Annotated in this window: 22 protein-coding genes; 8 read left to right on the forward strand and 14 right to left on the reverse strand. The window is 69.8% G+C overall.

Going from position 1 to position 22,306, the window contains the following annotated elements:
- Positions 1-9 precede the first annotated feature (9 nt).
- From KY5_RS42950 to KY5_RS21485, 8 genes are all read right to left on the reverse strand, one after another.
- The gene (locus tag KY5_RS42950; protein ID WP_098243775.1) at positions 10-1,485 is read right to left on the reverse strand and encodes an FG-GAP repeat protein; all 1,476 of its coding nucleotides are present in this window, start codon (positions 1,483-1,485) and stop codon (positions 10-12) included.
- Between the two features lie 121 nt (positions 1,486-1,606).
- The gene (locus tag KY5_RS21455; protein ID WP_098243776.1) at positions 1,607-3,088 is read right to left on the reverse strand and encodes an FG-GAP and VCBS repeat-containing protein; all 1,482 of its coding nucleotides are present in this window, start codon (positions 3,086-3,088) and stop codon (positions 1,607-1,609) included.
- 35 nt (positions 3,089-3,123) lie between these two features.
- Positions 3,124-4,515, reverse strand: a complete 1,392-nt coding sequence (locus tag KY5_RS21460; protein WP_098243777.1) for an FG-GAP-like repeat-containing protein — start codon at positions 4,513-4,515, stop codon at positions 3,124-3,126.
- Positions 4,516-4,711: 196 nt separating this feature from the next.
- Positions 4,712-6,229, reverse strand: a complete 1,518-nt coding sequence (locus tag KY5_RS21465; RefSeq protein ID WP_159072575.1) for an FG-GAP repeat domain-containing protein — start codon at positions 6,227-6,229, stop codon at positions 4,712-4,714.
- Between the two features lie 17 nt (positions 6,230-6,246).
- The gene (locus KY5_RS21470; protein WP_418952874.1) at positions 6,247-7,569 is read right to left on the reverse strand and encodes an FG-GAP repeat domain-containing protein; all 1,323 of its coding nucleotides are present in this window, start codon (positions 7,567-7,569) and stop codon (positions 6,247-6,249) included.
- A 152-nt stretch (positions 7,570-7,721) separates the two neighbouring features.
- Positions 7,722-7,910, reverse strand: coding sequence for a DUF397 domain-containing protein (locus KY5_RS21475; protein ID WP_098243780.1), 189 nt, complete (start codon positions 7,908-7,910; stop codon positions 7,722-7,724).
- A gap of 3 nt (positions 7,911-7,913) precedes the next feature.
- Positions 7,914-8,087 (reverse strand): DUF397 domain-containing protein, encoded by a 174-nt coding sequence (locus KY5_RS21480; RefSeq protein WP_098243781.1) that lies wholly within the window; start codon positions 8,085-8,087, stop codon positions 7,914-7,916.
- Positions 8,088-8,090: 3 nt separating this feature from the next.
- Positions 8,091-8,942, reverse strand: a complete 852-nt coding sequence (locus KY5_RS21485) for a helix-turn-helix domain-containing protein (protein WP_098243782.1) — start codon at positions 8,940-8,942, stop codon at positions 8,091-8,093.
- A 254-nt stretch (positions 8,943-9,196) separates the two neighbouring features.
- Here KY5_RS21485 and KY5_RS21490 point away from each other — a divergent pair, with 254 nt between their 5' ends.
- Entirely contained in the window at positions 9,197-9,607 is a 411-nt protein-coding gene (locus tag KY5_RS21490; RefSeq protein WP_098243783.1) for an ATP-binding protein, read from the forward strand.
- A 157-nt stretch (positions 9,608-9,764) separates the two neighbouring features.
- Here KY5_RS21490 and KY5_RS21495 read toward each other — a convergent pair whose 3' ends face one another.
- Positions 9,765-12,032, reverse strand: a complete 2,268-nt coding sequence (locus tag KY5_RS21495; RefSeq protein ID WP_098243784.1) for a (Fe-S)-binding protein — start codon at positions 12,030-12,032, stop codon at positions 9,765-9,767.
- A 350-nt stretch (positions 12,033-12,382) separates the two neighbouring features.
- On the opposite strand from KY5_RS21495, the gene dnaK reads away from it, so the two are divergent.
- The 5 genes from dnaK to KY5_RS21520 all read left to right on the forward strand — a co-directional run bounded on the left by dnaK (position 12,383) and on the right by KY5_RS21520 (position 17,304).
- On the forward strand, positions 12,383-14,257 hold the full coding sequence (dnaK, locus tag KY5_RS21500; protein WP_098243785.1) for a molecular chaperone DnaK: 1,875 nt from the start codon (positions 12,383-12,385) through the stop codon (positions 14,255-14,257).
- Positions 14,257-14,958, forward strand: a complete 702-nt coding sequence (gene grpE, locus KY5_RS21505) for a nucleotide exchange factor GrpE (protein ID WP_098243786.1) — start codon at positions 14,257-14,259, stop codon at positions 14,956-14,958. Before dnaK ends, grpE begins: the two co-directional genes overlap by 1 nt.
- A gap of 42 nt (positions 14,959-15,000) precedes the next feature.
- Positions 15,001-16,194 (forward strand): molecular chaperone DnaJ, encoded by a 1,194-nt coding sequence (gene dnaJ, locus KY5_RS21510; RefSeq protein WP_098243787.1) that lies wholly within the window; start codon positions 15,001-15,003, stop codon positions 16,192-16,194.
- Between the two features lies 1 nt (position 16,195).
- Positions 16,196-16,660 (forward strand): heat shock protein transcriptional repressor HspR, encoded by a 465-nt coding sequence (locus tag KY5_RS21515; RefSeq protein ID WP_098243788.1) that lies wholly within the window; start codon positions 16,196-16,198, stop codon positions 16,658-16,660.
- A 98-nt stretch (positions 16,661-16,758) separates the two neighbouring features.
- A complete protein-coding gene (locus KY5_RS21520) occupies positions 16,759-17,304 on the forward strand; it encodes a hypothetical protein (protein WP_098243789.1) in 546 nt (181 codons plus the stop codon).
- A gap of 24 nt (positions 17,305-17,328) precedes the next feature.
- On the opposite strand, the gene KY5_RS21525 is transcribed toward KY5_RS21520, so the two are convergent.
- The 4 genes from KY5_RS21525 to KY5_RS21540 form a co-directional block, all read right to left on the reverse strand.
- Positions 17,329-17,685, reverse strand: a complete 357-nt coding sequence (locus tag KY5_RS21525) for a hypothetical protein (protein WP_098243790.1) — start codon at positions 17,683-17,685, stop codon at positions 17,329-17,331.
- Positions 17,686-17,718: 33 nt separating this feature from the next.
- On the reverse strand, positions 17,719-18,696 hold the full coding sequence (locus tag KY5_RS21530; protein ID WP_098243791.1) for a helix-turn-helix transcriptional regulator: 978 nt from the start codon (positions 18,694-18,696) through the stop codon (positions 17,719-17,721).
- A 143-nt stretch (positions 18,697-18,839) separates the two neighbouring features.
- Positions 18,840-19,817 (reverse strand): helix-turn-helix transcriptional regulator, encoded by a 978-nt coding sequence (locus KY5_RS21535; protein WP_098243792.1) that lies wholly within the window; start codon positions 19,815-19,817, stop codon positions 18,840-18,842.
- Positions 19,818-19,906: 89 nt separating this feature from the next.
- Complete coding sequence (locus tag KY5_RS21540) at positions 19,907-20,890, reverse strand: helix-turn-helix transcriptional regulator (protein WP_098243793.1); 984 nt, start codon at positions 20,888-20,890, stop codon at positions 19,907-19,909.
- Between the two features lie 155 nt (positions 20,891-21,045).
- Here KY5_RS21540 and KY5_RS21545 point away from each other — a divergent pair, with 155 nt between their 5' ends.
- Both KY5_RS21545 and KY5_RS21550 read left to right on the forward strand, forming a co-directional pair.
- The gene (locus KY5_RS21545) at positions 21,046-21,204 is read left to right on the forward strand and encodes a hypothetical protein (RefSeq protein ID WP_159072576.1); all 159 of its coding nucleotides are present in this window, start codon (positions 21,046-21,048) and stop codon (positions 21,202-21,204) included.
- On the forward strand, positions 21,201-21,569 hold the full coding sequence (locus tag KY5_RS21550; protein ID WP_098243795.1) for a hypothetical protein: 369 nt from the start codon (positions 21,201-21,203) through the stop codon (positions 21,567-21,569). The genes KY5_RS21545 and KY5_RS21550 overlap by 4 nt, the downstream gene beginning before the upstream one ends.
- Positions 21,570-21,674: 105 nt before the next feature.
- Here the strand turns inward: KY5_RS21550 and KY5_RS21555 are convergent, their stop codons facing one another.
- A complete protein-coding gene (locus KY5_RS21555; protein ID WP_098243796.1) occupies positions 21,675-22,148 on the reverse strand; it encodes a pyridoxamine 5'-phosphate oxidase family protein in 474 nt (157 codons plus the stop codon).
- Between the last annotated feature and the right edge of the window lie 158 nt (positions 22,149-22,306).

Genomic DNA, 22,306 nt, shown 5'->3' on the forward strand with positions numbered 1-22,306 from the left:
CGGAGTGCGTCAGTCGGCGAAGTTCGCGCCGAAGCGCGGCGTGCCCGCGCCGGAGATGCCGACCGTCGACGTGTAGATCCCGGACGAGCCGGAGAGCGTGCCGTTGGCGAGGGAGTCCAGGACGTAGAGCGCGCCGTTGTCCGCGTTCTCGCCGGACGCGCCGATGGCGATGTCGCCTCGGCCGTCGTCGTTCAGGTCGTCGATGTGGACGTCCGAGCCGAAGACGTCGTTCTTCTCGTTGGAGTTGGGGACGCCGGGGCTGTTCTGGCTGAGCAGCACGGACTGCGCCGTGCTCAGGCCCGAGCCGTCCGCCGCGCCGTAGAGGACGGTGACCGCGCCCGCGTCGGTGACGCCGTCCAGGTCCTCGCCGGGCGTGCCGACGACCAGGTCGAGGTGGCCGTCGCCGTCGATGTCGCCGAGGTCGAGCTCCGCGCCGAACGCGTCGCCCTTCTCGCTGCCGCCGGGCACGCCCCGGGTGTCCTGCGTGATCACCTGGGTGTCGCCGTAGGGGCCGTTGGCGTTGCCCTTGACGACGTAGACCGTGCCGCCCTTGTGCGCGCCGTCGATGCCGTCGTCCCAGGTGAGGCCGATGACGATGTCGTCGTGGCCGTCCTTGTCGGTGTCGCCGACGTCGGTGATGTGGCCGCCGGGCAGCCGCTGCACGCCGCGGGTGGTGACGCCGTTCGCGCTGCCGGGCAGCCAGAGGTTGGCGTTGTAACCGTCGCCCGTGGAGAAGCCGTTGACGATCAGGTCGTCCTTGCCGTCACCGTTGACGTCGCCGGAGTGCAGGTTGAAGGGGCCCTCGCCGGGGTCGCTCGTGATGGGCGGCAGGACGGTGTAGTGGCCGCCGGTGGCGCCGGAGCGGGTGATGCCGCCCTTGAACATGTCGATGGTGGCCGCGCCCGAGCCCGACGCGACGGCCAGGTCGTCCTTGCCGTCGCCGTCGAAGTCACCCGCCTGGAGGGGGCCGCCGAAGAGGTCGTGCCGGGTGGGGCGCGGGTCCTTGAGGGTGGTACCGCTGGTCAGGCCGTTCTTGGAGCCCCACAGGACCTGCACGGTGCCGCCGTCGACGTCGCTGCCGACGTCCTCGCCCGTGGCGGCGACCACGAGGTCGTCGTAGCCGTCGCGGTCGAAGTCGCCGTACGCGGTGTCGCCGCCGAACCGGTCGCTCTTCTCGGCGGTGACCGGCACGCCGGGGCTGTTCTGGCTGTACGTGACGTGGCGCCGCGCGGTCCCGCCGTACGTGACGGTGACCTGGCCCGCCTTGTCCCGGCCGCCCACGTCGGCCAACGGGGCCGAGGTGGCGAGGTCGGCCGCCCCGTCGCCGTTGAAGTCGGCGTCGTCGGCCCGGGTGGCGGCCGGTGGTTCGGCGGCGCTCGCGGTGGTGGCCGTGAGGCCGAGGAGTCCGCCGGTCAGCGCGGCGGCGGTGGCCGTCGCCGTGGCGAGGCGGGTGCGTCTGGAGCGGGTGGGCTTGTGCTTGGGCATGTGGATCTCCTTGCGTGGGCAGGGGGTTGAGCAGCGCCGGACGGGCTGAATTCAGCCCGTCCGGCGCTTGAGGACGAACTCGGCGGAGCCGGTGATTGCCCCGGCGCCGAGGGACCTTGCCTCAGTGCCCGAGGGGCGACCCGTACTCATGCGCTCCCGCGAGGCCCAGCTTCCCCGGAGTCACCGCGGTGACCGGCGAGTTGGGGCCACCGGCCGCGGCGCTCGGGCCGTACCAGACGCCACCCTTCTTCGCGTCCTCGCCGGGCGCGCCGACCGCGACGTCCGCGCGGCCGTCGCCGTTGTAGTCGCCGGTCGAGACGGCCGCGCCGAGGCGGTCGTCCGCCTCCGCCGTGCCCGCCACGTCCGCGGAGTTCTGGCTGAAGGCCGGGCCCGTGAAGGGCTTGGCCGTGCCGGTGGACGTGAGGGTCCAGTAGGTGCCCGCGTTCTTCGCGGTGCCGACGGCCTCCTGGTCCGCGCCGACGAGCAGCTTGTCGGCGCCGCCCTGGTCGAGCTTGCCGACGGCGAGCCGCGCGCCGAAGTTGTCCTCGGCCTCCGAGGCGCCGCCGACCTGGTCGGAGTTCTGCGTGGTGCAGGAGGTGCCGCCGCCGAGCGTGCCGCCCTGCTTGCCGTAGACGGTGAGGATCGCGCCACCGAGGCGGTCCTCGCAGCCGGTCTCCTCCGACTCGGGGTTGGCCTGGACGTTGCCGACGGCGAGGTCGGTGGTGCCGTCGCCGTCGAAGTCACCCGCGGCGAGCGCGCTGTTGGTGCTGTCGCCGGTCGACCAGGTCGACTTCCACGCGCCGGACGCACGGCTCATCACCTGCGTACCGCTGACTTCCATGCCCTTGTACGAGAAGGCGAGGTCGTCGCCGCCGTCCCCGTCGAAGTCGCCCGCGGTGAGCGCGGCGGGCCCCGCGAAGTGCCAGCCCTCGACGCGTTCGAGCGTGGCGGACGATCCTGCGGTGAACGGGCCCTTGCGCACAGCGACTTGGCTGGTCTCGTCGAAGTGGGTGTTGAGGGCGATGTCCTTGTCGCCGTCCTTGTCGAAGTCGCCGGTGGCGAGGAGCGCGCCGTACGAGGCGTCGCTGACGCCGCCGTTGGCGGCGGTGAACCCGCCCTTGAAGCCGCTCGCCGACCCCCAGACGACGGCGACGGTGCCCGCGCCGAGCCCGGCGTCGTTGGCCTCGTCGGGCGTGCCGACGACCAGGTCGGCGAAGCCGTCGCCGTTCATGTCGTCGGACGCGACGGCCTTGCCGAAGCGGTCGCCCGCCTCGACGGTGCCGGGCACGCCGGTGGTGCCCTGGCTGACGGTGGTCGAGCCGTGCTGGCCGAGGCCCGACTTGCCGCCCCAGACGACGTTGACGTATCCGGCCTTCGCCTTGCCGTCCACGGTTCCGTTCGGCACGCCGACGGCGAGGTCGGCGTAGCCGTCGCCGTTGTAGTCGGCGCGGATCTTCGCGGGCGCGGCGGCGGACGCGCCGCCCGCCGCGAGGCCGGTGAGGCCGAGCGCGGTCGCGGCGCAGAGGGCGCCCGCCGCGATGAGCTTGTTGCGCGCGGGCTTGCGCGCGGCTTCACGCGTGGGGTTGCGCAGGTGTGCAGTCATGGAAGGGTCTCCAACTCGCATGAGGGTGAGGGGGGTCAGCGGACGGTGTGGCCGAAGCCCGCGCCCGCGTGGCCGATGCCGAAGTCCGTGCCGTTGAAGGACGCGGCGTTCGACGAGGTCAGGCCGGTCGAGGTGCCCCGGAGCACCCACACGGCGCCGACGCCCTTCGTCGTGCCGATGGCCTCGCCGGTGGCGCCGGTGGACAGGTCGGCCCTGCCGTTCTTGTTGATGTCCTTCAGGCGCACGGACGCGCCGAAGCGGTCGCCTTCCTCGGCGACGCCGGGCACGCCCGCGCTCTCCTGGTGCCACGCCTGGCCCGAGGTGAACTTGCCCGCCGTGGACTTGAGGAAGGTGACGCTGCCGGTGCCCGCGACCGTGCCGACGGCCTCGCCGGGCGCGCCGACCGCGAGGTCGGCGAGACCGTCGCCGGTCACGTCCCCCGCCGAGACCGCCGAGCCGAAGGCGTCGCCGCTCTCGTCGGCGCCGGGCACGCCCGCGCTGCTCTGGTCGTACGTCACCGGGGCGCCGAACTTGTCGTCACCGCCGAGCCGGACGGTGACCGAACCGCCCTTCCCCGCGCGGGAGTTACCGGTGATCAGGTCGGCGTACCCGTCGCCGTTGACGTCGCCGGCGGTGGCCGCGTCGCGCGTCGCCGTCGGGTCGTCGCCCTCGGCGAGCAGCTCGGCCTCGTAGCCGTAGTCGCCGACGCCGCCGTCCATGTGCGCGGTGTAGGCGCCGCCGTCCGCGCGCTCGCCGAAGAGGACGAAGCCGACGCCGCTCTTGTACTTGAAGTTGCCGGTGACCATGCCGTCGAGGCGTACGCCCTCGGGCAGGAAGTCGACTTCGAGGCCGACGGGGTGGCTGTCGTTCTCGCCGCTGCCGCTGTAGAACCACCAGTTGTCGCCGCTGATCACGGCGAGCTGGGGCGAACCGTCGTAGTCGAGGTCGGTCCAGGCGGTGGCCTCGCCGAAGCGGCCCGCCGTGTTGTCGCTCGGGGCGTTCACGACGTAACTCCCGCCGGTGAAGCCGTTCTTGCCGCCCTTGATGACGGTGACGGAGCCGGAGGGCTTGCCCGTGACCTGCTCGCCGGGCGCGCCGATGATCAGGTCGGCGTAGCCGTCGGAGTTCACGTCTCCGGTGGTGACGTTCTCGCCGAACTCGTCCTCGGGCTCGGTGACGCCGGGCACGCCCGGCGTGTCCTGGGTGAGGGTCACCGCGCGGGACTCGGAGACGCCGGACGCCGAACCGTACGTCACGGTCACGGAGTTGGCCCCGGGCGTGCCGACCGCGAGGTCGCGGTAGCCGTCGCCGTTGAAGTCGTCCTTCAGGGTGGAGGCGGCGCTCGCGGAACCGGCCAGGGGCAGCGTCAGGCCGGTGGCGGCGAGTGCCGCGACGGTGGCGGTGACGGCCAGGTTTCTTACGCGCACGTGGAGCTCCCGAAAGTGGGGGGCAGGGCATCTGAGGGCTCTGCGTGAACCCTTCCAAGGCGCTCTCAGTGAGCCCTTGGGTATGACTTTGCTTCCGGGTGTGTGACTCGTGGGGCGTACGAAGGGTTGTGCGACGCGGTCGGTGAAGTGACGTACGGGTAAACAACGGAACGGCGGAACTCCACCGCTGTCGCGCCTACTTCAGTGTGGTTTCGCCGCGTACGTCCCCCGGGGTGAAGTACCGCACCCGCTCCGGATCGAGCCCCTTGTCCGTACCGCCGAGGACGAGGAACGCGGCGTGCGTCCTCGCCTGCCCCTCGCCGCCGTAGTGCTTGGCCTTGCCGCTCCCGCGCCTGCCGCTCTCCCACTCGTCCGCGTGGACGACGACGTCGTCGCGGCCGTCCCCGTCGACGTCGAGCAGGGCGTCGGCGACGAACCCGGACCACACGTCGGGGTGCCCCTTCCTGCTGGGCAGCCCGCCGGTCAGCGGGCTGAGGTACTGCGCCCGGTCCCGTACGGGGCCCTTGCCGTCCCCGGGCAGCAGGGTGACCTCGCCGCCGGTCCTCGCCCTCGGTTCGAGGTCGCTGACGACCAGGTCGGCCTTCTTGTCGCCGTTGACGTCACCGACGTGCGGGGCCTCGCCCCACAACGCGCCCCGCCGCTCCGGGAACTGGAGGACGGTGGCCGCGCGGCCCGCGCCGAGTCCGGTCCGCGAGCCGTGGATGACCGTGACCCTGCCGGGGTTCCTGCCGCTCGCCGAGCGGCCCGAGGAGACCTGGGAGGCGCCGACGAGGTCCCCGACGCCGTCGCCGTCCATGTCGGCGATCGTGGCGCCGCGGATGGTGTCGAAGTTGGCCAACGACTCGTACAGATCGGGCCGTACGTCGGGTCCCGGCACCAGTCCCTTGGTGGCATCGCCCCGGAAGTAGGCGATGGACGTGAGCCCTTCGGGCGCCGAGTCGTCCTGCTCGGCGTCGAAGTCGTAGAAGAGGATCGCGTCCGTACGCCGGTCGCCGTCGACGTCCCCCACGACGGCCTCGTAGGGGCTGGTGTAGCCGTGCTGCCCGAGGTCGAGGGGGATGCTGCCCGCGGGCTCGCCCGCCGCGCGGTCGAACGGGCCGAGCAGTACGGCGGCCGGGTCCTGCCCCGGGCTCTCCGCGTTGATGTCGCCGCTGCCGCCCCGGCCGCCGTCGAGGAGGTCGGCCCTGCCGTCGCCGTTGAAGTCCCCGGCGGCCTGGACGCGGGTGCCGGGCTCCAGCGCGAGCGGGCGCGGGGCGCCGAGGCCGCGCGGCCCTCCGAACAGCGCGAAGGTCTCCCAGTCCGCGGACTCGCCGCGCGCCACGACCAGGTCGGTGTACCCGTCGCCGTCCAGGTCGGCGCGGTGGGGCTCGGTGAAGAACTCGTCGCCGCTGCGGGCCCTCAGGCGGGCGGGCGAGCCGGTGAGGAGGCCCTTGGGTGAGCCGTAGAGGACGACGAGGGTGGCTCGGTCCCTCTCGTCCTTCCCCCCGCCCTCCGCGTCGAGCACGCGCGCGTAGTCGTCGTAGCCGTCCCCGTTGAAGTCGTTCGGGTCGGGTCGGTCGGCGGGCTTGCCGAGGGCGGGGGTGCCTTTGAGGGGTGGGGGCGGGGTGCGGTCGCCGTCACCGCCCGAGCCGCCGCCGTCGGAGGCGCATCCGGTGAGCAGTAGGGCCGCCACGCCGCACAGTGCGACGGTCACACGGGTCCGCCTCGTCATCAGCCGTCGCTCAGTGAGAGGAACTCCGCTGTGGAGAAGGTGAGTTGTGGCTTGCGGGCGACCAGGTCGCCCTTCAGGCCCGGGTAGACGCCCACGGTGTCGGCGCTGTCTCCGCGATAGGTGCGCAGCACCAGATCGGCGCGCTTGTCGCCGTCGAAGTCGGCGATCTTCAGGACCTGGGTGGTGCCCTTGGCCGAGGGGATCACGGTCGCGCTGGCGTTGGCGGCCAGTCCCGACGTACGTCCCCTGAAGACCCGCACCTCGCCCGCGCCGCCGCCGCTCCCGCTGCCCCCGCCGCTGAGGACGAGCTCGCTCAGACCGTCCCCGTCGAGGTCGCCCGCGTCCACGGCGACGCCCTTGGCCTCCAGGGAGCCGCGCAGGGTGCCGGGGACGTCGTAGCGCAGGGCGACGCCGTTGGGCCCGGCGATCGCCGCGTCCGTCCCCTTCCCCTTGCCGAAGCGGCCGAAGGCGACGTCCTTGCCCGCCGGGAAGAGCACGCCGGTCTCGTCGGGACCCTTGGGCCCGCCGAGGACGAGGGCGCTGGCGGCGGCTCCGGTGGCGCCCGCCGCCTTGCGTACGAGCACGTCGTCGTAGCCGTCGCCGTTGACGTCCGTGGCCCTGCCGGTCACGAGGTTGTTGCCGGGGGCGGTGACGGGTGCGCCTGCCGCGCGCGGGGCGCCCTTCTTGGTGAAGGGCCCGCGCAGGAAGGAGATCCGGGCGGAGCTCGCGTGCAGCACGAGGTCGTTCGCGCCGTCCCCGTCGAAGTCCCCGCACACGGGCTGATCGGGCCAGTCATTGCCGAAACGTGCCTGCGCGGGCACCTTCAGCTGCACGGCCTTGCCGGTCAGGCCCTGCGGCGAACCGAAAAGAATCTGGAGGGGTACGGGGGGCCTGCCCTGCCCGTTGTAAGGCGGATCAGTGGAGACGAGCAGATCCGTGAAGCCGTCCTTGTCCAGGTCGCAGGCGGCCTCGGACTCGAAGGCGGCGGGGAGCTGCCCCTTGATGCGGGCCCCGTTGGCGTGCGCGCTGAGCAATTGCCGCGCTCCGGGGCGCAGTCCGTCCCTGCCGCCGTAGACGATGCCGATGCCCGCGTCGTCGCCGTGGTCGCGGTGGACGAGGTCGTCGAGGACGAGGTCGGGGGCGCCGTCGCCGTTGAAGTCGTCGTCGACCTTGCTGCCGTCGCCGCGTGGGACGGGCTGCTGGGGGGCGCCCTTGCCGGCCATGCTGACGGGGCGGTGCTTGTCGGTGGCGTTCGCGTCGTCGTCGCCGCTGCCGCCGCAGCTCGTGAGGAGCAGGGCACAGCTGAGGCTGGCGGCCACGATTGAGGCCACGCCCCGTCTCACGTCGCGTTCCCTGCCCCGTCTACTACCGGCACTCCGCATTGCCCATCCACCCCGACCGCACCAGACATCACAACGTGCACATGATGCTCTTGCGGGGCGGTGTGGTTAAGGCCGGGGGGATCGCGCTTTGGTTACTTGCGGGTCACGTGTGGGTGCGTAGCGTGCGATATCAGGGCGGAGAGGGCGGTGGGGGTGAGGGTGAGGATGTGGTGGGGGGTGTCGCTTTCGCGGAGGAGGAGGGTGTTCTCGTCGCGGGCGAGTTCGATGCACTCAGTTCCGTCAGCGGGACCGGAGAAGGAGGACTTCTGCCACTGGGGCATGAGTCATGCCTTCCGTATCCGGCGCAGGAGAGCGCCGAGGGCGTCGGAGGTGAGGGCGAGCCTGCGGTCCGGGGCGTCGCTTTCGCGGAGCAGCAGGCTATGTTCCCCCTTGGCCAGTTCGATGCAGTCGTTGCCGTCGGCGCCGGCGGAGAACGAGGACTTCTGCCAGTAGGGCATGGCTTACAGCTCCTTGGACATGCGGTGGATCAAGTCCCTTGATTCCTCTGGCTTCAAGGCCATGGATTCCACCCTACGGAAGAGCCTGCGCATGGCGAGAAGATGTGCGGGGGCATCCAGGAACAGGGAACCGTTCGGGGTGTCCCGCTGGGCGGTGTCCAGGGCCGGTACCGCGCCCGTTGCGTACAGGATCGTCGCACCGGCCCCGGCGAATCCGAGCACGTCGAAGGGAATGACGCGCACTGTGACATGGGGGCGCTCCGACGCCACGAGTATGGCCGCGAGTTGGGCATGTGTGACGCGTCGATCGGCAACGTGTGTGCGTAGCACGCTCTCGTGCAGTACAGCCGTGTAGGGCACGGGGTTTTCCCGTGTGAGTACCTCGGCGCGACGCATGCGGTGCTCCACCCGCAGCTCGACCTCATTGCCGGGTAGCTCAGGTTGCCAAAAGGTGTAGATGGCTCGTGCGTACTCGGGTGTCTGGAGGAGGCCGGGGACGTGGGTGGTCCCGATCGTCTGCAGGGACTGGGCGTGGTGGTCCAGTTCGGACAGGTCCAGGAAGAGCGCCGGTAGTACTCCTCGGTACTCCTCCCACCACCCGCGCGTACGTTCCGTAGCCATGGCCGAGAGCGCATCGATCAACTCCATGTCCGCGCAGGCGTAATGCGCCGCGAGTCGCCGCAGGCGTACGTCGCTCACCCCCGCGCGCCCGGATTCGATCTGGCTCACCTGGATGGGGTTGACGCCCATCAACTGCGCGGCCTCCCGAGCTGTCATCCCGGCCGCCTCGCGCAGCTTGCGCAATTCGGCTCCCAGCCGCACCTGGCGTGCGGTGGGCTGACTCCTGGGCGGCATGGGCGCCTCCTTCGCTGATCGTCCAAAGCCTGCCTTGTGCAGGGCAGTTGGCGCACTCGAACGTGAACCGAACTCGCGGCTTAAGGTTGCGACGGATTAACCATATCCCCTACCGTCAGTGACGCGTCGCACACGCTGAGGTCCCGGATCCACGGAAGCGCACCGCACCGCCATGCCATGGCGGCCGCGACACTGCCACCGCCAGGAGACCGCCGCGTCAGGGCAACATCCGTACCGCACAACGGAGTTCACCGATGCCGGAAACCGAGACCTGGACCTACACCCTCACCATCCCCAACGACCCCCGCGCCGTCCCCGTGAGCCGCCACACCCTCCGCCTCATCCTGAAGGCACACGGCCTGCCCCACCTCGCAGAAGCCGCCGAACTCGTCGCCACGGAGCTGATCGCCAACGCCGTGCAGCACACCAAAGGCCCCGCCGCCCTGCGCATGCAGTGGGCGGGGGCGGTGCTCCGCATCGGGGTGTGGGACACGGATCCCACGCCTCCGTCCCCGGTCAGGGCCGTCGGGTGGGACGAGACCGGGGGCAGAGGGCTCGCGCTCGTACGGGAGTGTGCCGACGGGTGGGGGTGGTGCGCACGGGAGCGGCGGGACGAGGGGCGGGGCAAGGTCGTGTGGTGCGAGTTGACGGGGGCCGCGGCCTGAGGGGGGGGGCGCGCTCAGCGCAACGCGTCGATCCACGAGGTGCTGGAGACCGGGCGCATCACCCCTCAGGGAACCCCCTGAGCCGGAGACAGAAGACCCCGTCCCCTCCGCGAGGAGGAGACGGGGTCTTCGGCGATCAACTGCCTACGAGCCCGGGCTACTTCACCGGCTCCGGCTCCGGCGCGTCCGCCGACTCCTCGTCGCCCGCCGGGTCGACCGGCGTCTTGACCGATTCGAGCAGGAGCTGCGCGACGTCGACGACCTGGAGGGACTCCTTCGCCTTGCCGTCGTTCTTCTTGCCGTTGACGGAGTCCGTGAGCATGACCAGGCAGAACGGGCACGCCGTCGACACGATGTCGGGGTTCAAGGACAGCGCCTCGTCGACCCGCTCCGTGTTGATGCGCTTGCCGATCCGCTCCTCCATCCACATCCGCGCGCCACCCGCGCCGCAGCAGAAGCCGCGCTCCTTGTGGCGGTGCATCTCCTGCTGGCGCAGGCCCGGGACGGCCGTCATGATCTCGCGCGGGGGCGTGTAGACCTTGTTGTGGCGGCCCAGGTAGCACGGGTCGTGGTAGGTGATGAGGCCCTCGACGGGCGTCACCGGGACCAGCTTGCCCTCGTCGATGAGGTGCTGGAGCAGCTGCGTGTGGTGGATGACCTCGAAGTCGCCGCCGAGCTGCGGGTACTCGTTCGCGATGGTGTTGAAGCAGTGCGGGCAGGTCGCGACGATCTTCTTGGACGACTTCGGCTTGCGCGTCGACTCGTCCTCGTCGTCCTCGCCGTACGCCATGTTCAGCATCGCGACGTTCTCGGCGCCCAGCTGCTGGAACAGCGGCTCGTTGCCGAGGCGGCGGGCCGAGTCACCCGTGCACTTCTCGTCGCCGCCCATGATCGCGAACTTGACGCCCGCCATGTGGAGGAGTTCGGCGAAGGCCTTCGTGGTCTTCTTGGCGCGGTCTTCGAGGGCGCCCGCGCAGCCGACCCAGTAGAGGTAGTCGACCTCGGTGAGGTCGTCGACCGTCTTGCCGACGATCGGGACCTCGAAGTCGACCTCCTTGGTCCACTCCACGCGCTGCTTCTTGGCGAGCCCCCAGGGGTTGCCCTTCTTCTCCAGGTTCTTGAGCATCGTGCCCGCCTCGGACGGGAACGCGGACTCGATCATCACCTGGTAGCGGCGCATGTCGACGATGTGGTCGATGTGCTCGATGTCGACCGGGCACTGCTCGACGCAGGCGCCGCACGTGGTGCAGGACCACAGGACGTCCGGGTCGATGACGCCGTTCTCCTCGACCGTGCCGATGAGGGGGCGCTCGGCCTCCGCGATGGCGGCCGCGGGCACGTCCTTGAGCTGCTCCTCCGTCGCCTTCTCGTTGCCCTCCATGTCCTTGCCGCCACCGGCGAGCAAGTAGGGGGCCTTCGCGTGCGCGTGGTCCCGGAGGGACATGATCAGGAGCTTGGGGGAGAGCGGCTTGCCCGTGTTCCAGGCCGGGCACTGCGACTGGCAGCGGCCGCACTCCGTACACGTGGAGAAGTCGAGCAGGCCCTTCCAGGAGAACTGCTCGACCTGGGAGACGCCGAAGGTGTCGTCCTCGCCCGGGTCCTCCCAGTCGATCGGCTTGCCGCCGGACGTCATGGGCTGGAGCTCGCCGAGGGTGGTGGAGCCGTCGGCGTCACGCTTGAACCAGATGTTGGGGAAGGCCAGGAAGCGGTGCCAGGCCACGCCCATGTCGGTCTTCAGGGCGACCGTGATCATCCAGATGAAGGACGTCGCGATCTTCAGGCCCGCGAAGAAGTACGTGAGGTTCTGGAGCGTGGAGACGTCCATGTCCCCGAGCCAGGACACCACCGGGTACGAGATGAAGAACGACGCCTCGTAGCTGTCCACGTGGTGCTGGGCGCCCTCGAGCGCGTGCAGCATGAAGATGCAGACGCCGACGATGAGGATGACGGCCTCGACGAAGTACGCCTGACCGAAGTTGGAGCCCGCGAAGCGGGACTTGCGGCCCGGCTTGTCGGGGCGGCTCAGCTGGCGGATGACGATCAGGGCCAGGATGCCGAGCACCGTCATCGTGCCGATGAACTCGACGAAGACGTTGTACGGCGCCCACTCGCCGATGATCGGGAGCATCCAGTCGGCCTTGAAGAGCTGGCCGATGGCGTTGACGATCGTCAGGAGCAGCGAGAAGAAGCCCACCGCCACGAACCAGTGCGCGACACCGACGACGCCCCACCTGTTCATGCGCGTGTGGCCGAGGAACTCCTTGGCCACGGTGAGCGTGCGCTGGGCGGGCTGGTCGGTCCTCGTGCCTGCGGGCACGTTCTGGCCGAGCCGCATGAACTGGTAGATCTGCACGATGGCACGGCCGAACAGCGCGACGCCGACCGCGATTAGGACCAGCGACACGATGATCGCGGCGAGTTGCATTTGGGGGCTCCTCGGGCCTGCGAGGCGGACTATTACTAAGCGGTAACTTATGCAGTCCGTCTGAGACTACCCACTTACCCAGCCGCACTGTAGCCAGGGCGGCGGTGATCTGCGTCGCTCAGGCAACCCTTCCCGTGTCGTCGTCGTTTCCCGTCCCGGTGGGGCGCCCCGCAAGGGGTGCGGGGAACCGCGCGACCAGCCACCGGCGACCCGCAGCCGAATACGGGGCGAGTTGCGCGTAAGCCCAAGATAAGAGTTGAGTCACCCTGACTCAGCTCTGTTGACTCCAGCGGAGCGGTCATGCACTCTTGAGTCAGATCCACTCAAGAAGTACCTCTGGAGGAATTGACATGGCACGTGCGGTCGGCATCGACCTGGGCACGACTAACTCCGTCGTCAGCGTTCTCGAAGGCGGCGAGCCCACCGTCATCACCAACGCCGAGGGTGCCAGGACCACGCCGTCCGTCGTCGCCTTCGCGAAGAACGGCGAGGTGCTCGTCGGCGAGGTCGCCAAGCGCCAGGCGGTCACCAACGTCGACAGGACGATCCGTTCGGTCAAGCGCCACATGGGCACTGACTGGAAGATCGACCTCGACGACAAGCAGTTCAACCCGCAGCAGATGAGCGCCTTCATCCTGCAGAAGCTGAAGCGTGACGCCGAGGCGTACCTGGGCGAGAAGGTGGCCGACGCGGTCATCACCGTCCCCGCGTACTTCAACGACTCGGAGCGCCAGGCCACCAAGGAGGCCGGTGAGATCGCGGGCCTCAACGTCCTGCGCATCGTCAACGAGCCCACCGCCGCCGCCCTGGCCTACGGTCTCGACAAGGACGACCAGACCATTCTGGTCTTCGACCTCGGTGGCGGCACCTTCGACGTCTCGCTGCTCGAGATCGGCGACGGCGTCGTCGAGGTGAAGGCCACGAACGGCGACAACCACCTCGGTGGTGACGACTGGGACCAGCGCGTCGTCGACTACCTGGTCAAGCAGTTCAACAACGGCCACGGCGTGGACCTCAGCAAGGACAAGATGGCGCTCCAGCGCCTGCGCGAGGCCGCCGAGAAGGCCAAGATCGAGCTGTCCTCCTCCACGGAGACCTCGATCAACCTGCCCTACATCACGGCATCCGCCGAGGGCCCGCTGCACCTGGACGAGAAGCTCACGCGCGCCCAGTTCCAGCAGCTCACGTCCGACCTTCTCGAGCGGTGCAAGAACCCGTTCAACAACGTCATCAAGGACGCGGGCATCCAGCTCTCCGAGATCGACCACGTCGTTCTCGTCGGTGGCTCCACCCGCATGCCCGCCGTGGCCGAGCTCGTCAAGGAGCTCACCGGCGGCAAGGACGCCAACAAGGGCGTGAACCCGGACGAGGTCGTCGCCATCGGCGCCTCGCTCCAGGCCGGTGTCCTCAAGGGCGAGGTCAAGGACGTCCTGCTCCTCGACGTGACCCCGCTGTCCCTCGGCATCGAGACCAAGGGAGGGATCATGACCAAGCTCATCGAGCGCAACACCACGATCCCGACCAAGCGCTCGGAGATCTTCACGACGGCCGAGGACAACCAGCCGTCCGTGCAGATCCAGGTCTACCAGGGCGAGCGCGAGATCGCGGCGTACAACAAGAAGCTCGGAATGTTCGAGCTCACGGGCCTGCCCCCGGCCCCGCGCGGCGTCCCGCAGATCGAGGTCTCCTTCGACATCGACGCCAACGGCATCATGCACGTGACCGCGAAGGACCTCGGCACGGGCAAGGAGCAGAAGATGACCGTCACCGGTGGCTCCTCGCTGCCGAAGGACGAGGTCGACCGCATGCGCCAGGAGGCCGAGAAGTACGCGGACGAGGACCACGCGCGCCGCGAGGCCGCCGAGTCCCGCAACCAGGGCGAGCAGCTCGTCTACCAGACCGAGAAGTTCCTCAAGGACAACGAGGACAAGGTCCCCGGCGATGTGAAGACCGAGGTCGAGGAAGCCGTCACCGAGCTGAAGGAGAAGCTCAAGGGCGAGGACTCGGCCGAGATCCGCACCGCGACCGAGAAGGTCGCCGCCGTCTCGCAGAAGCTGGGCCAGGCCATGTACGCCGACGCCCAGGGCGCGCAGGCCGCGGGCGGTCCCGAGGGCGCTGCCCCCGGTGGCGAGGCGCCGAACATGTCGAAGGAAGACGACGGCGTCGTCGACGCCGAGATCGTCGACGACGAGAAGCCCGGTGACGCGAAGGGTGGCGCCGCCTGATGACCGAGGAGACCCCGGGCCTCGGCGAGAACGCCGAGAACCCTGACGTCCCCTCCGGCGCCACCCCCGATGACGCCGCGCCGAAGTCCGCCGAGCCCTCCACCGAGGAGGGCCCGGCGGCCCCGGCCGGGGACGCTGAAAGCACCAAGACGTCCGCGCAGGACGTGGGCCTGACCGCACAGCTGGACCAGGTGCGCACCGCGCTCAACGAGCGCACGGCGGACCTCCAGCGGCTGCAGGCCGAGTACCAGAACTACCGCCGTCGGGTGGAGCGGGACAAGGTCACCGTCAAGGAGATCGCCGCGGCGAACCTCCTGGGCGAGCTGCTCCCGACCCTCGACGACGTCGGCCGCGCCCGTGAGCACGGCGAACTGGTGGGCGGGTTCAAGTCGGTGGCGGAGTCCCTGGAGACCGTCGTCGCCAAGCTGGGCCTCCAGCAGTTCGGCAAGGAGGGCGAGCCCTTCGACCCGACGATCCACGAGGCCCTGATGCACTCGTACGCGCCGGACGTCACCGAGACGACCTGCGTCGCGATCCTGCAGCCCGGGTACCGGATCGGCGAGCGCACCATCCGCCCCGCGCGCGTTGCCGTGGCGGAGCCGCAGCCGGGCGCGCAGACGGTCAAGGGCGAGACGGTCGACGCCGACGCCGACCAGGCGGAGGCAGCGGACAAGGACAACGGTGGCCCGGACGAGGGCTGACGTAACTGACGTTGCACTGACCAGAGAGGAGGGACGTCGGGGATGAGCACCAAGGACTTCATCGAGAAGGACTACTACAAGGTCCTCGGCGTCCCCAAGGACGCCACCGAAGCCGAGATCAAGAAGGCGTACCGGAAGCTCGCCCGCGAGAACCACCCGGACGCCAACAAGGGAAACACCAAGGCGGAGGAGCGCTTCAAGGAGATCTCCGAGGCGAACGACATCCTCGGCGATCCCAAGAAGCGCAAGGAGTACGACGAAGCGCGTGCTCTCTTCGGCAACGGCGGATTCCGGCAGGGTCCCGGAGCCGGCGGCGGTTCGTTCAACTTCGACCTGGGCGACCTCTTCGGAGGCAACGCCCCGGGCGGCGGAGGAGCGGCCGGCGGCGGCTTCGGGGGCGGTCTCGGTGACGTCTTCGGGGGCCTGTTCAACCGCGGCGGCGGAGGTGCCGGTACCGGCACGCGTACGCAGCCGAGGCGCGGCCAGGACATCGAGTCCGAGGTCACGCTGAACTTCACGGAGGCGGTGGACGGCGCGACCGTGCCGCTCCGCATGTCCTCCCAGGCGCCCTGCAAGGCGTGCTCGGGCACCGGCGACAAGAACGGCACGCCGCGCGTGTGCCCGACGTGCGTCGGCACCGGCCAGGTCTCGCGGGGCGGCGGCGGAGGGTTCTCCCTCACCGACCCGTGCGTGGACTGCAAGGGCCGCGGGCTCATCGCCCAGGACCCGTGCGAGGTCTGCGGCGGCTCGGGCCGCGCCAAGTCGTCGCGCACGATGCAGGTGCGGATCCCGGCCGGGGTCTCGGACGGACAGCGCATCCGCCTGCGCGGCAAGGGCGCGCCCGGCGAACGGGGCGGCCCGGCGGGCGACCTGTACGTCGTCGTGCACGTGGAGGCCCACCCGGTCTTCGGCCGCAAGGGCGACAACCTCACGGTCACGGTTCCCGTGACGTACGCGGAGGCCGCGCTGGGCGGCGAGGTCAAGGTGCCCACCCTGGGCGGCCCGCCGGTCACGCTGAAGCTGCCCGCGGGCACGCCCAACGGTCGTACGATGCGGGCGCGCGGCAAGGGAGCGGTCCGCAAGGACGGTACCCGCGGCGACCTGCTCGTGACGGTGGACGTCGTGGTACCGACGTCGCTGTCCGACGAGGCGAAGGAAGCACTGGAGTCCTACCGCAAGGCGACTGCGGGCGACGATCCGCGGGCAGAACTGTTCAAGGCCGCGAAGGGAGCATGAGATGGACGGCCGTCGTCGACAGCCCGGTTTCAGTAGGGCGTATCAGCTCACGGACGAGACGCCGGTGTACGTCATCTCGGTGGCCGCCCAGCTGAGCGGCCTCCATCCCCAGACGCTCCGCCAGTACGACCGCCTGGGCCTGGTCTCCCCGGACCGCACCGCGGGCCGGGGCAGGCGCTACTCCGCCCGCGACATCGAACTGCTGCGCACCGTCCAGCAGTTGTCGCAGGAGGAGGGCATCAACCTCGCCGGCATCAAGCGCATCATCGAGCTGGAGAACCAGGTCACCGCGCTCCAGTCGCGCGTCGCGGAACTGACCGCGGCCGTGGAGGGAGCCGCCGCCACGATGCAGCAACGTGAGGCGGCGGTGCATGCCTCGTACCGCCGCGACCTGGTCCCGTACCAGGACGTCCAGCAGACGAGCGCGCTGGTGGTGTGGCGGCCCAAGAGGTCGTCGGAGCAGTAGTTCTCCAGATTTCGTAGTCTGAAGCAGGGGCCGGAGGGTGACCACCCTCCGGCCCCTGTTCTGCGTGTTGTCCGCTATGTGGGGGAGTTGAGCCGACCATGGCCATGGTGGGTCTTTTCTGGATCGCCGAAGGCGATGTGTACGTGGGCGCGAAGCCGTCCGGGCTGGCACCCGGCGTGCGCCTCTCCCCGGAGGGCGTCACGGCCCTGGGCGACAAGCAGTCCGCGTTCTGGCTCTGGGACGACATCCACGAACTGACGGTCGAGAACGTCCCCGTGAAGTCCCTCAAGCTCCACCTGGGCACGATGGTCGACATGGCCCTGACGCTGGGCCTCGGCGGCGAGGACGAGGCGCCGACGATGACGGTACGGATACGCACGGAGACGTCCGACGAGACGTCCGACGAGACGTCCGACGCGGAGGCCGTGGCCGACGTCGAACTCACGGCGTACACGGCGGCGGCGTCGGGCTACTCGCAGACCGAGTACGACCTCTCGCGCGCGCTGCTCAGCCGCATGACGGAGGGGGCGGCGACGCTCCACACGACGTTGGCGGCGATGGCGGAGTGGGGGCGGGGGCATGAGGGGGGCTCGCCTCGGGCGGCTCGGCGGGAGGAGTTGCTGGCGGCGTGGCTGGAGGTGTAGCGCCTCGGCGGGGCGTGAGGGCGGCTACGTAGCGTGGTTGATGACCGAACCGGTGACGTAGAGCGCGTAGAGCACGAGAAGGGTGCCCCAGAAGTCCGGCCAGTACGCCGGACGGTGCTGCCTCTGCCCGTCACCGCGGGAGGTGCGGCTGTTCTTCATGCTCTTCAAGCACGCGACGGTCGTCACGACACCGAGCACGGCGCACGCGACGAAGACCCAGAAGACGAACGGCCTCTCCGAGAGGGAAACGCGACTGGTCCCGGCGTTGGCGGTGACGAACAGTAAATAAGGGCCGAGATAGCGGATCCGCTGGAACTCGCTGTCGCTGCCGTCACCGCTGCCGTCACCGCTGACGGTGGCTCGGGAGGTTTCGTCGGCCATCTCTCTCCTCGTGTGAGCGGGGTCGGTCGAGGGTCAGGAGTTCTGGCTCAAGATGCCTGACTGCCCGATGAGGAAGCCCAGTTGGGCCCTGCTGCCGCTGCCGAGCGTCGCCGCGAGTTTGGCGATGTGGACGCGGGCGGTGCGGACGTTCATGCCCAGGCGCGTGGCGATTTCCGCGTCGGTGAGGCCCTCGATGAGGAGGCTCGCGATGGCGCGTTGGCGTGCGGTGACGCCGTTCTCGGAGAGTTGGGGCGCGGCCTGCGGCCACATGGGCGTGGCCAGGCGCCACAGGCGCCAGAACGTGGTGGCGAAGTACTCGACGAGCGCGGGGTGGCGCAGTTCCAGGGCGAGGGTGCGGTCCTTGCACGCCGGAATGAACGCCACGGTCCTGTCGAAGACGAAGAGCCGGTCGGTGACCTCGTCGAGCGTGCGGGCCTCCGCGTCGCCCTCCAGTTGTTCGAAGTAGCCGAGTACGGGCAGGGAGTGCCGGGTCGTGTGCTGGTAGAGCGTCCGCATGCGGCAGCCGCGGGAGAGGAGGTCCTGGTCGCGGGGGAGCGCCTCGGCCAGTGCCTCGGGCGGACGGGTGCCGCCGGGCTGGATGGCGAGGAACTCCTCCCGCGCCTCGCTCATCGCCCGGTCAATGGCTGAATTTATGCGTTCGAGCCCGTCCAGGACGGTGATCGTGGGTGCTTCGTCCGAGGCGGCGGAGAACTCCGCGTCGAGGGCCATGAGCGGCTCGAACGTGGCGGTCAGCTCCTCCTCCCTTCGGCGCTGGTCCGCGATGCGGTCCTCGATGGTGCGCAGGAGGCGGGGCAGGGCGACCTTGGGGGCGGTGGGGCGCAGCCAGCGCATGTCGTCCAGGTCGGGGTGCAGGAGGCCGAAGTCGACCAGGCAGGGCGCCTGCCTCGCCGCCTCGCTCTGGACCCGGCCTTCGCTGAGGGCGCGCGTGTACAGGGCCGATCCCGCGGCGCAGAGTTCCTCGGCTCGATGGGGCGTGTGCTCCCGGTTCATATGTGCTCCCTCCCGCTCGGTTGAAGCGCCGAGATTCTATGCAGGGGACATGTGTGCCGGGCCGGGGCCCGTGATTGAAGTGTCCACTTCTCGCGGTCCGGCCCCGGGGAGCGCGGGAGCGGCCCGGAGCACACCCCGATGAGTCACGGCTGCTGGCTGAGAATTCCGGACTGCCCTATGAGATAGCCGAGCTGGGTCCGGCTGCCGCTGCCGAGTGTGGCGGCGAGTTTGGCGATGTGGACGCGGGCGGTGCGGATGTTCATGCCGAGGCGGGTGGCGATTTCGGCGTCGGTGAGGCCCTCGACGAGGAGGGCCGCGATGGCTCTTTGGCGTGTGGTGATGCCGTTCTCCGGCGGTTGCGGGGCAGCCCGGGGGTACAGGGGCGTAGCCATGCTCCAGAGCCGGTCGAACGTGGTGGCGAAGTATTCGACGAGTGCGGGCAGACGGATCCGCAGGGCCACGTCGCGCTGCTTGTTCACGGGGATGAAGGCCACCGCGCGGTCGAAGACGAAGAGGCGATCCGTGACTTCGTCGAGCGTGCGGACCTCCACATCGCCTTCGAGCCGCTCGTAGTGGGAGAGAGCGGCGGCGTCGTGGCGGGTGGTGTGCTGGTAGAGCGTGCGCATGCGGCCGCCGCGGGCCAGGATCTCCCGGGACCGCGGGAGGGACTGTCTGAGGGATTCGAGCGGTCGGGCGCCCCCGGGCTGGATGACGAGGGCCTCCCGTGACGTTTCGGCCACGGCTTGCTCTATCGCCGCAGCGATGCGGGGGAAGCCCTCCAGGGCGGTGATCAAGGAGTGTTCGTGAGTGCCTGAGGGGGCCTGCGGCTGGAGCGCCAGGAACGGTTCGAACGTCGCGGTGAGCTTCTCCTCGCGTCGGCGGTGACGGGCGACGCGGTCCTCGATGGTGCGCAGGAGCCGGGGGAGGACGACGGCCGGGGCGACGGGCTTCAGCCACCGCGCGTCGTCGGCGTCGGTCTTGAGGAATCCGAACTCGAGCAGGCAGGGGGCCGGTTCGGCGTCGCCGCCTCGGATGCGGCCCTCGCGCACGGCGCGCGTGTAGAGGACCGAGCCGGTTTCACAGAGTTGGTCGGCTCCGTGCGGCATGTGCTCGTCGGACATGTGGCGCGCTCCCTCCGGCTTGGTAGAAGCGCCGCGATTCTACGCAAGGGGGAGGTGCGCCGCCGTCGGCTCCGGGCAGTGCGCGCGGATCAGGTGTCCTTGTCGAGGATCCCCGACTGGGCGATCAAGTAGCCGAGCTGGGCACGGCTTCCGCTGCCGAGGGCTGCCGCGATCTTGGCTATGTGGGCGCGGCAGGTGCGGACGTTCATGCCGAGGCGGCGGGCGATGGCCTCGTCGACGTGGCCTTCGACGAGGAGCTTGGCGATCGTGCGCTGCACGCCGGTGATGCCGTCGGTCGAGGGCGGGTAGGGCACTTCCTCGACGAGCGGAGTCGCCCTGTTCCACTGCTGCTCGAAGACCTTGGCGAGGTACTCGACCAGGCCGGGGTGGCGCAGCTCCAGGGCGGCCTGACGGTCGGCGCGCGCCGGTATGAGCGCGACCGTGCGGTCGAAGATCATCAGCCGGTCGACCAGTTCTTCCAGGGTGCGTATCTGTACGTTCCCCTGGGCCATGCGGGCCGCGTACGCGAGGGTTCCCTGGCTGTGCCTGACGGTGTGTTGGTAGAGGGTGCGCATCATGATGCCGCGGTCGAGGACCGTCTGGCCGCGCTTCATGGCCTCCGTGAGGGAGTCCTCGCTGCGGCCGCCGCCCGGCTGGACGGTGAGTATCTCGGAGCGGCACTCCGCGGTGGCCCGTTCGATGACCGCGCCGATGCGGTCGCCCCCTTCGAGGACCGTGAGCCCTTGCGTCGTGGGTTCCGCATGGGCGGTGATCGCCATGAATGGCTCAAATACGTCCGCCAACTCGATGGCGAGCCGTCTTTGCTCCCTGATCTCGCGCTCGATGGGCTGGAGCCGCTGGGTGAGCGCGGCGGACGGGAGAACCGGGATCAGCCAGTCCGCATCGTCCGGATCCGGGTGCAGAAGGGCGGTGTCCATGAGGCAGGGCACGTTCTCGGCCTCGGTGCGCGGCAGGCGGCCGTTGCCCAGCGCGGTGGCGTAAAGAACCGAACCGTCAGGGCATAGGGGGATTGCGGGGTGAGGATGTGTCGGTTTCGCACCAGTTGTAGTCAAATCTCCACCCCCCAGGGTCCTGAACGTGCAGGAACATGATGCATCCACCCTGTGGCTTTGACGTGCTCGATTGAGACATCGTCTTGTTGTGCCGGGGGAGAGGAACCTATCAAGTGAGGACGAAGCCGACCATGTTTAAGCGCATGCTTCGCTCGGTGCTTGTCACCACCTTCTCCGCAGGGCTGGTCATGGGAGCGGTTAGCGCTCTCGATCTCTCCTGGAGCGTCCAGCAGGAGTCGGCAGCCACCAGCTCTGTCGCCGCTCCGCCGCCGGACCTCTCCTGGAGCTCGCTGCCGAAGGGCGCGGCGTCATGAGCACTCCCCCCGACGACCGCACCTTCCGCCGCGAAATGGCCACCGCCTACCGCTCCGGATGGCACTTCATCGACCTCGTGACCGCGATCCCCCACCGCGGTGACTCGTTGATGGTGACCCTCCTCGGTGAGCCGATCGTCGTCACCCGGGACGACGAGGAGGAGATCAGGGCCTACCGGTGCCTCCGTCGGCCGAGGGGTGCGCCGCAGCCCGTGCGGTGTGCCATTCGGTACGGGATGGTCTTCGTGAATCTCGACCGGCGCGACCACCAGCTGGTCGGCGACGGTGATCAGCAGGACCAGGACCGGGGCGCCGCGAACGCCCCGGCCGCAGGAACCATCACAGCCACCCCCCGCAGCGCCTGACGCGATTCCCCCGTCGTTGTAAATCGCGCAGGTGCTTCCCCCAGCAGCGGCGTCACCGTGGACCTGAACACGGTGGCGCCGCTGTGGTGTGTGTAGGCGCGGGGGCTAGCGCGGTGGCTTGCCCAGTGCTCGCGTCACCGTGATCTCGATCAGGACCCGGTCCGGGTTGGGCGAGGGGCGGCGTTCGTAGCGTTCCTCGTAGCGCTGTTCCGCCGCGTCGATCTCCGCGGGATCCGTCCTGATCTCCGCGTGCCCCTCCAGGGTCGCCCAGTGCCTGCCCGCGAACTGGCAGACCGCGACCCGCGCCCCTGGCCCATCGACCCCGGCGGCCGCGAGGACGTGTGCGACCTTCCTGCTCGTCTTGCGCGCGAGGACGCGGGCGACGCCCGCCTCCGGGTCGTAGGTGACGCCGACCGGCACGACGTGCGGCGTGCCGTCGGGGCGCAGCGTCGTCAGGGTGCACAGGTGCCGCTCCCGCCAGAAGCTGAGGTAGTCGGCCGGCGGATCGCGCGGGTCGATGCGGTCCTTGCGGGAACTCGTGCCGGGCGAGCCGGACGACGTACCGGGCGTGTTCGTCATGACCGGAACATAAGCCACCCGGGGCGAGCCCGGACCTCCACCCCGCTTCCACCCCTGCATTGAGTGGAATAGACTCAACTTTGTGTACGTTGGGTAAGTCAGTGTTGTTCGTAAGCCAGCAATCCAGCAAGCCAGCAATCCAGTGCCAAGCCAGTGAG

This window comes from Streptomyces formicae (assembly GCF_002556545.1).
GTDB classification, from domain to species: Bacteria; Actinomycetota; Actinomycetes; order Streptomycetales; family Streptomycetaceae; genus Streptomyces; species Streptomyces formicae_A.

Coding starts and splice junctions, on each gene's coding strand:
- KY5_RS42950 (WP_098243775.1), bottom strand. CDS start 1,485: ATGCCCAAGCACAAGCCCACCCGCTCCAGACGCACCCGCCTCGCCACG.
- KY5_RS21455 (WP_098243776.1), bottom strand. CDS start 3,088: ATGACTGCACACCTGCGCAACCCCACGCGTGAAGCCGCGCGCAAGCCC.
- KY5_RS21475 (WP_098243780.1), bottom strand. CDS start 7,910: ATGCCCCAGTGGCAGAAGTCCTCCTTCTCCGGTCCCGCTGACGGAACT.
- KY5_RS21480 (WP_098243781.1), bottom strand. CDS start 8,087: ATGCCCTACTGGCAGAAGTCCTCGTTCTCCGCCGGCGCCGACGGCAAC.
- KY5_RS21485 (WP_098243782.1), bottom strand. CDS start 8,942: ATGCCGCCCAGGAGTCAGCCCACCGCACGCCAGGTGCGGCTGGGAGCC.
- KY5_RS21490 (WP_098243783.1), top strand. CDS start 9,197: ATGCCGGAAACCGAGACCTGGACCTACACCCTCACCATCCCCAACGAC.
- KY5_RS21495 (WP_098243784.1), bottom strand. CDS start 12,032: ATGCAACTCGCCGCGATCATCGTGTCGCTGGTCCTAATCGCGGTCGGC.
- dnaK (WP_098243785.1), top strand. CDS start 12,383: ATGGCACGTGCGGTCGGCATCGACCTGGGCACGACTAACTCCGTCGTC.
- grpE (WP_098243786.1), top strand. CDS start 14,257: ATGACCGAGGAGACCCCGGGCCTCGGCGAGAACGCCGAGAACCCTGAC.
- dnaJ (WP_098243787.1), top strand. CDS start 15,001: ATGAGCACCAAGGACTTCATCGAGAAGGACTACTACAAGGTCCTCGGC.
- KY5_RS21515 (WP_098243788.1), top strand. CDS start 16,196: ATGGACGGCCGTCGTCGACAGCCCGGTTTCAGTAGGGCGTATCAGCTC.
- KY5_RS21520 (WP_098243789.1), top strand. CDS start 16,759: ATGGCCATGGTGGGTCTTTTCTGGATCGCCGAAGGCGATGTGTACGTG.
- KY5_RS21525 (WP_098243790.1), bottom strand. CDS start 17,685: ATGGCCGACGAAACCTCCCGAGCCACCGTCAGCGGTGACGGCAGCGGT.
- KY5_RS21530 (WP_098243791.1), bottom strand. CDS start 18,696: ATGAACCGGGAGCACACGCCCCATCGAGCCGAGGAACTCTGCGCCGCG.
- KY5_RS21535 (WP_098243792.1), bottom strand. CDS start 19,817: ATGTCCGACGAGCACATGCCGCACGGAGCCGACCAACTCTGTGAAACC.
- KY5_RS21550 (WP_098243795.1), top strand. CDS start 21,201: ATGAGCACTCCCCCCGACGACCGCACCTTCCGCCGCGAAATGGCCACC.
- KY5_RS21555 (WP_098243796.1), bottom strand. CDS start 22,148: ATGACGAACACGCCCGGTACGTCGTCCGGCTCGCCCGGCACGAGTTCC.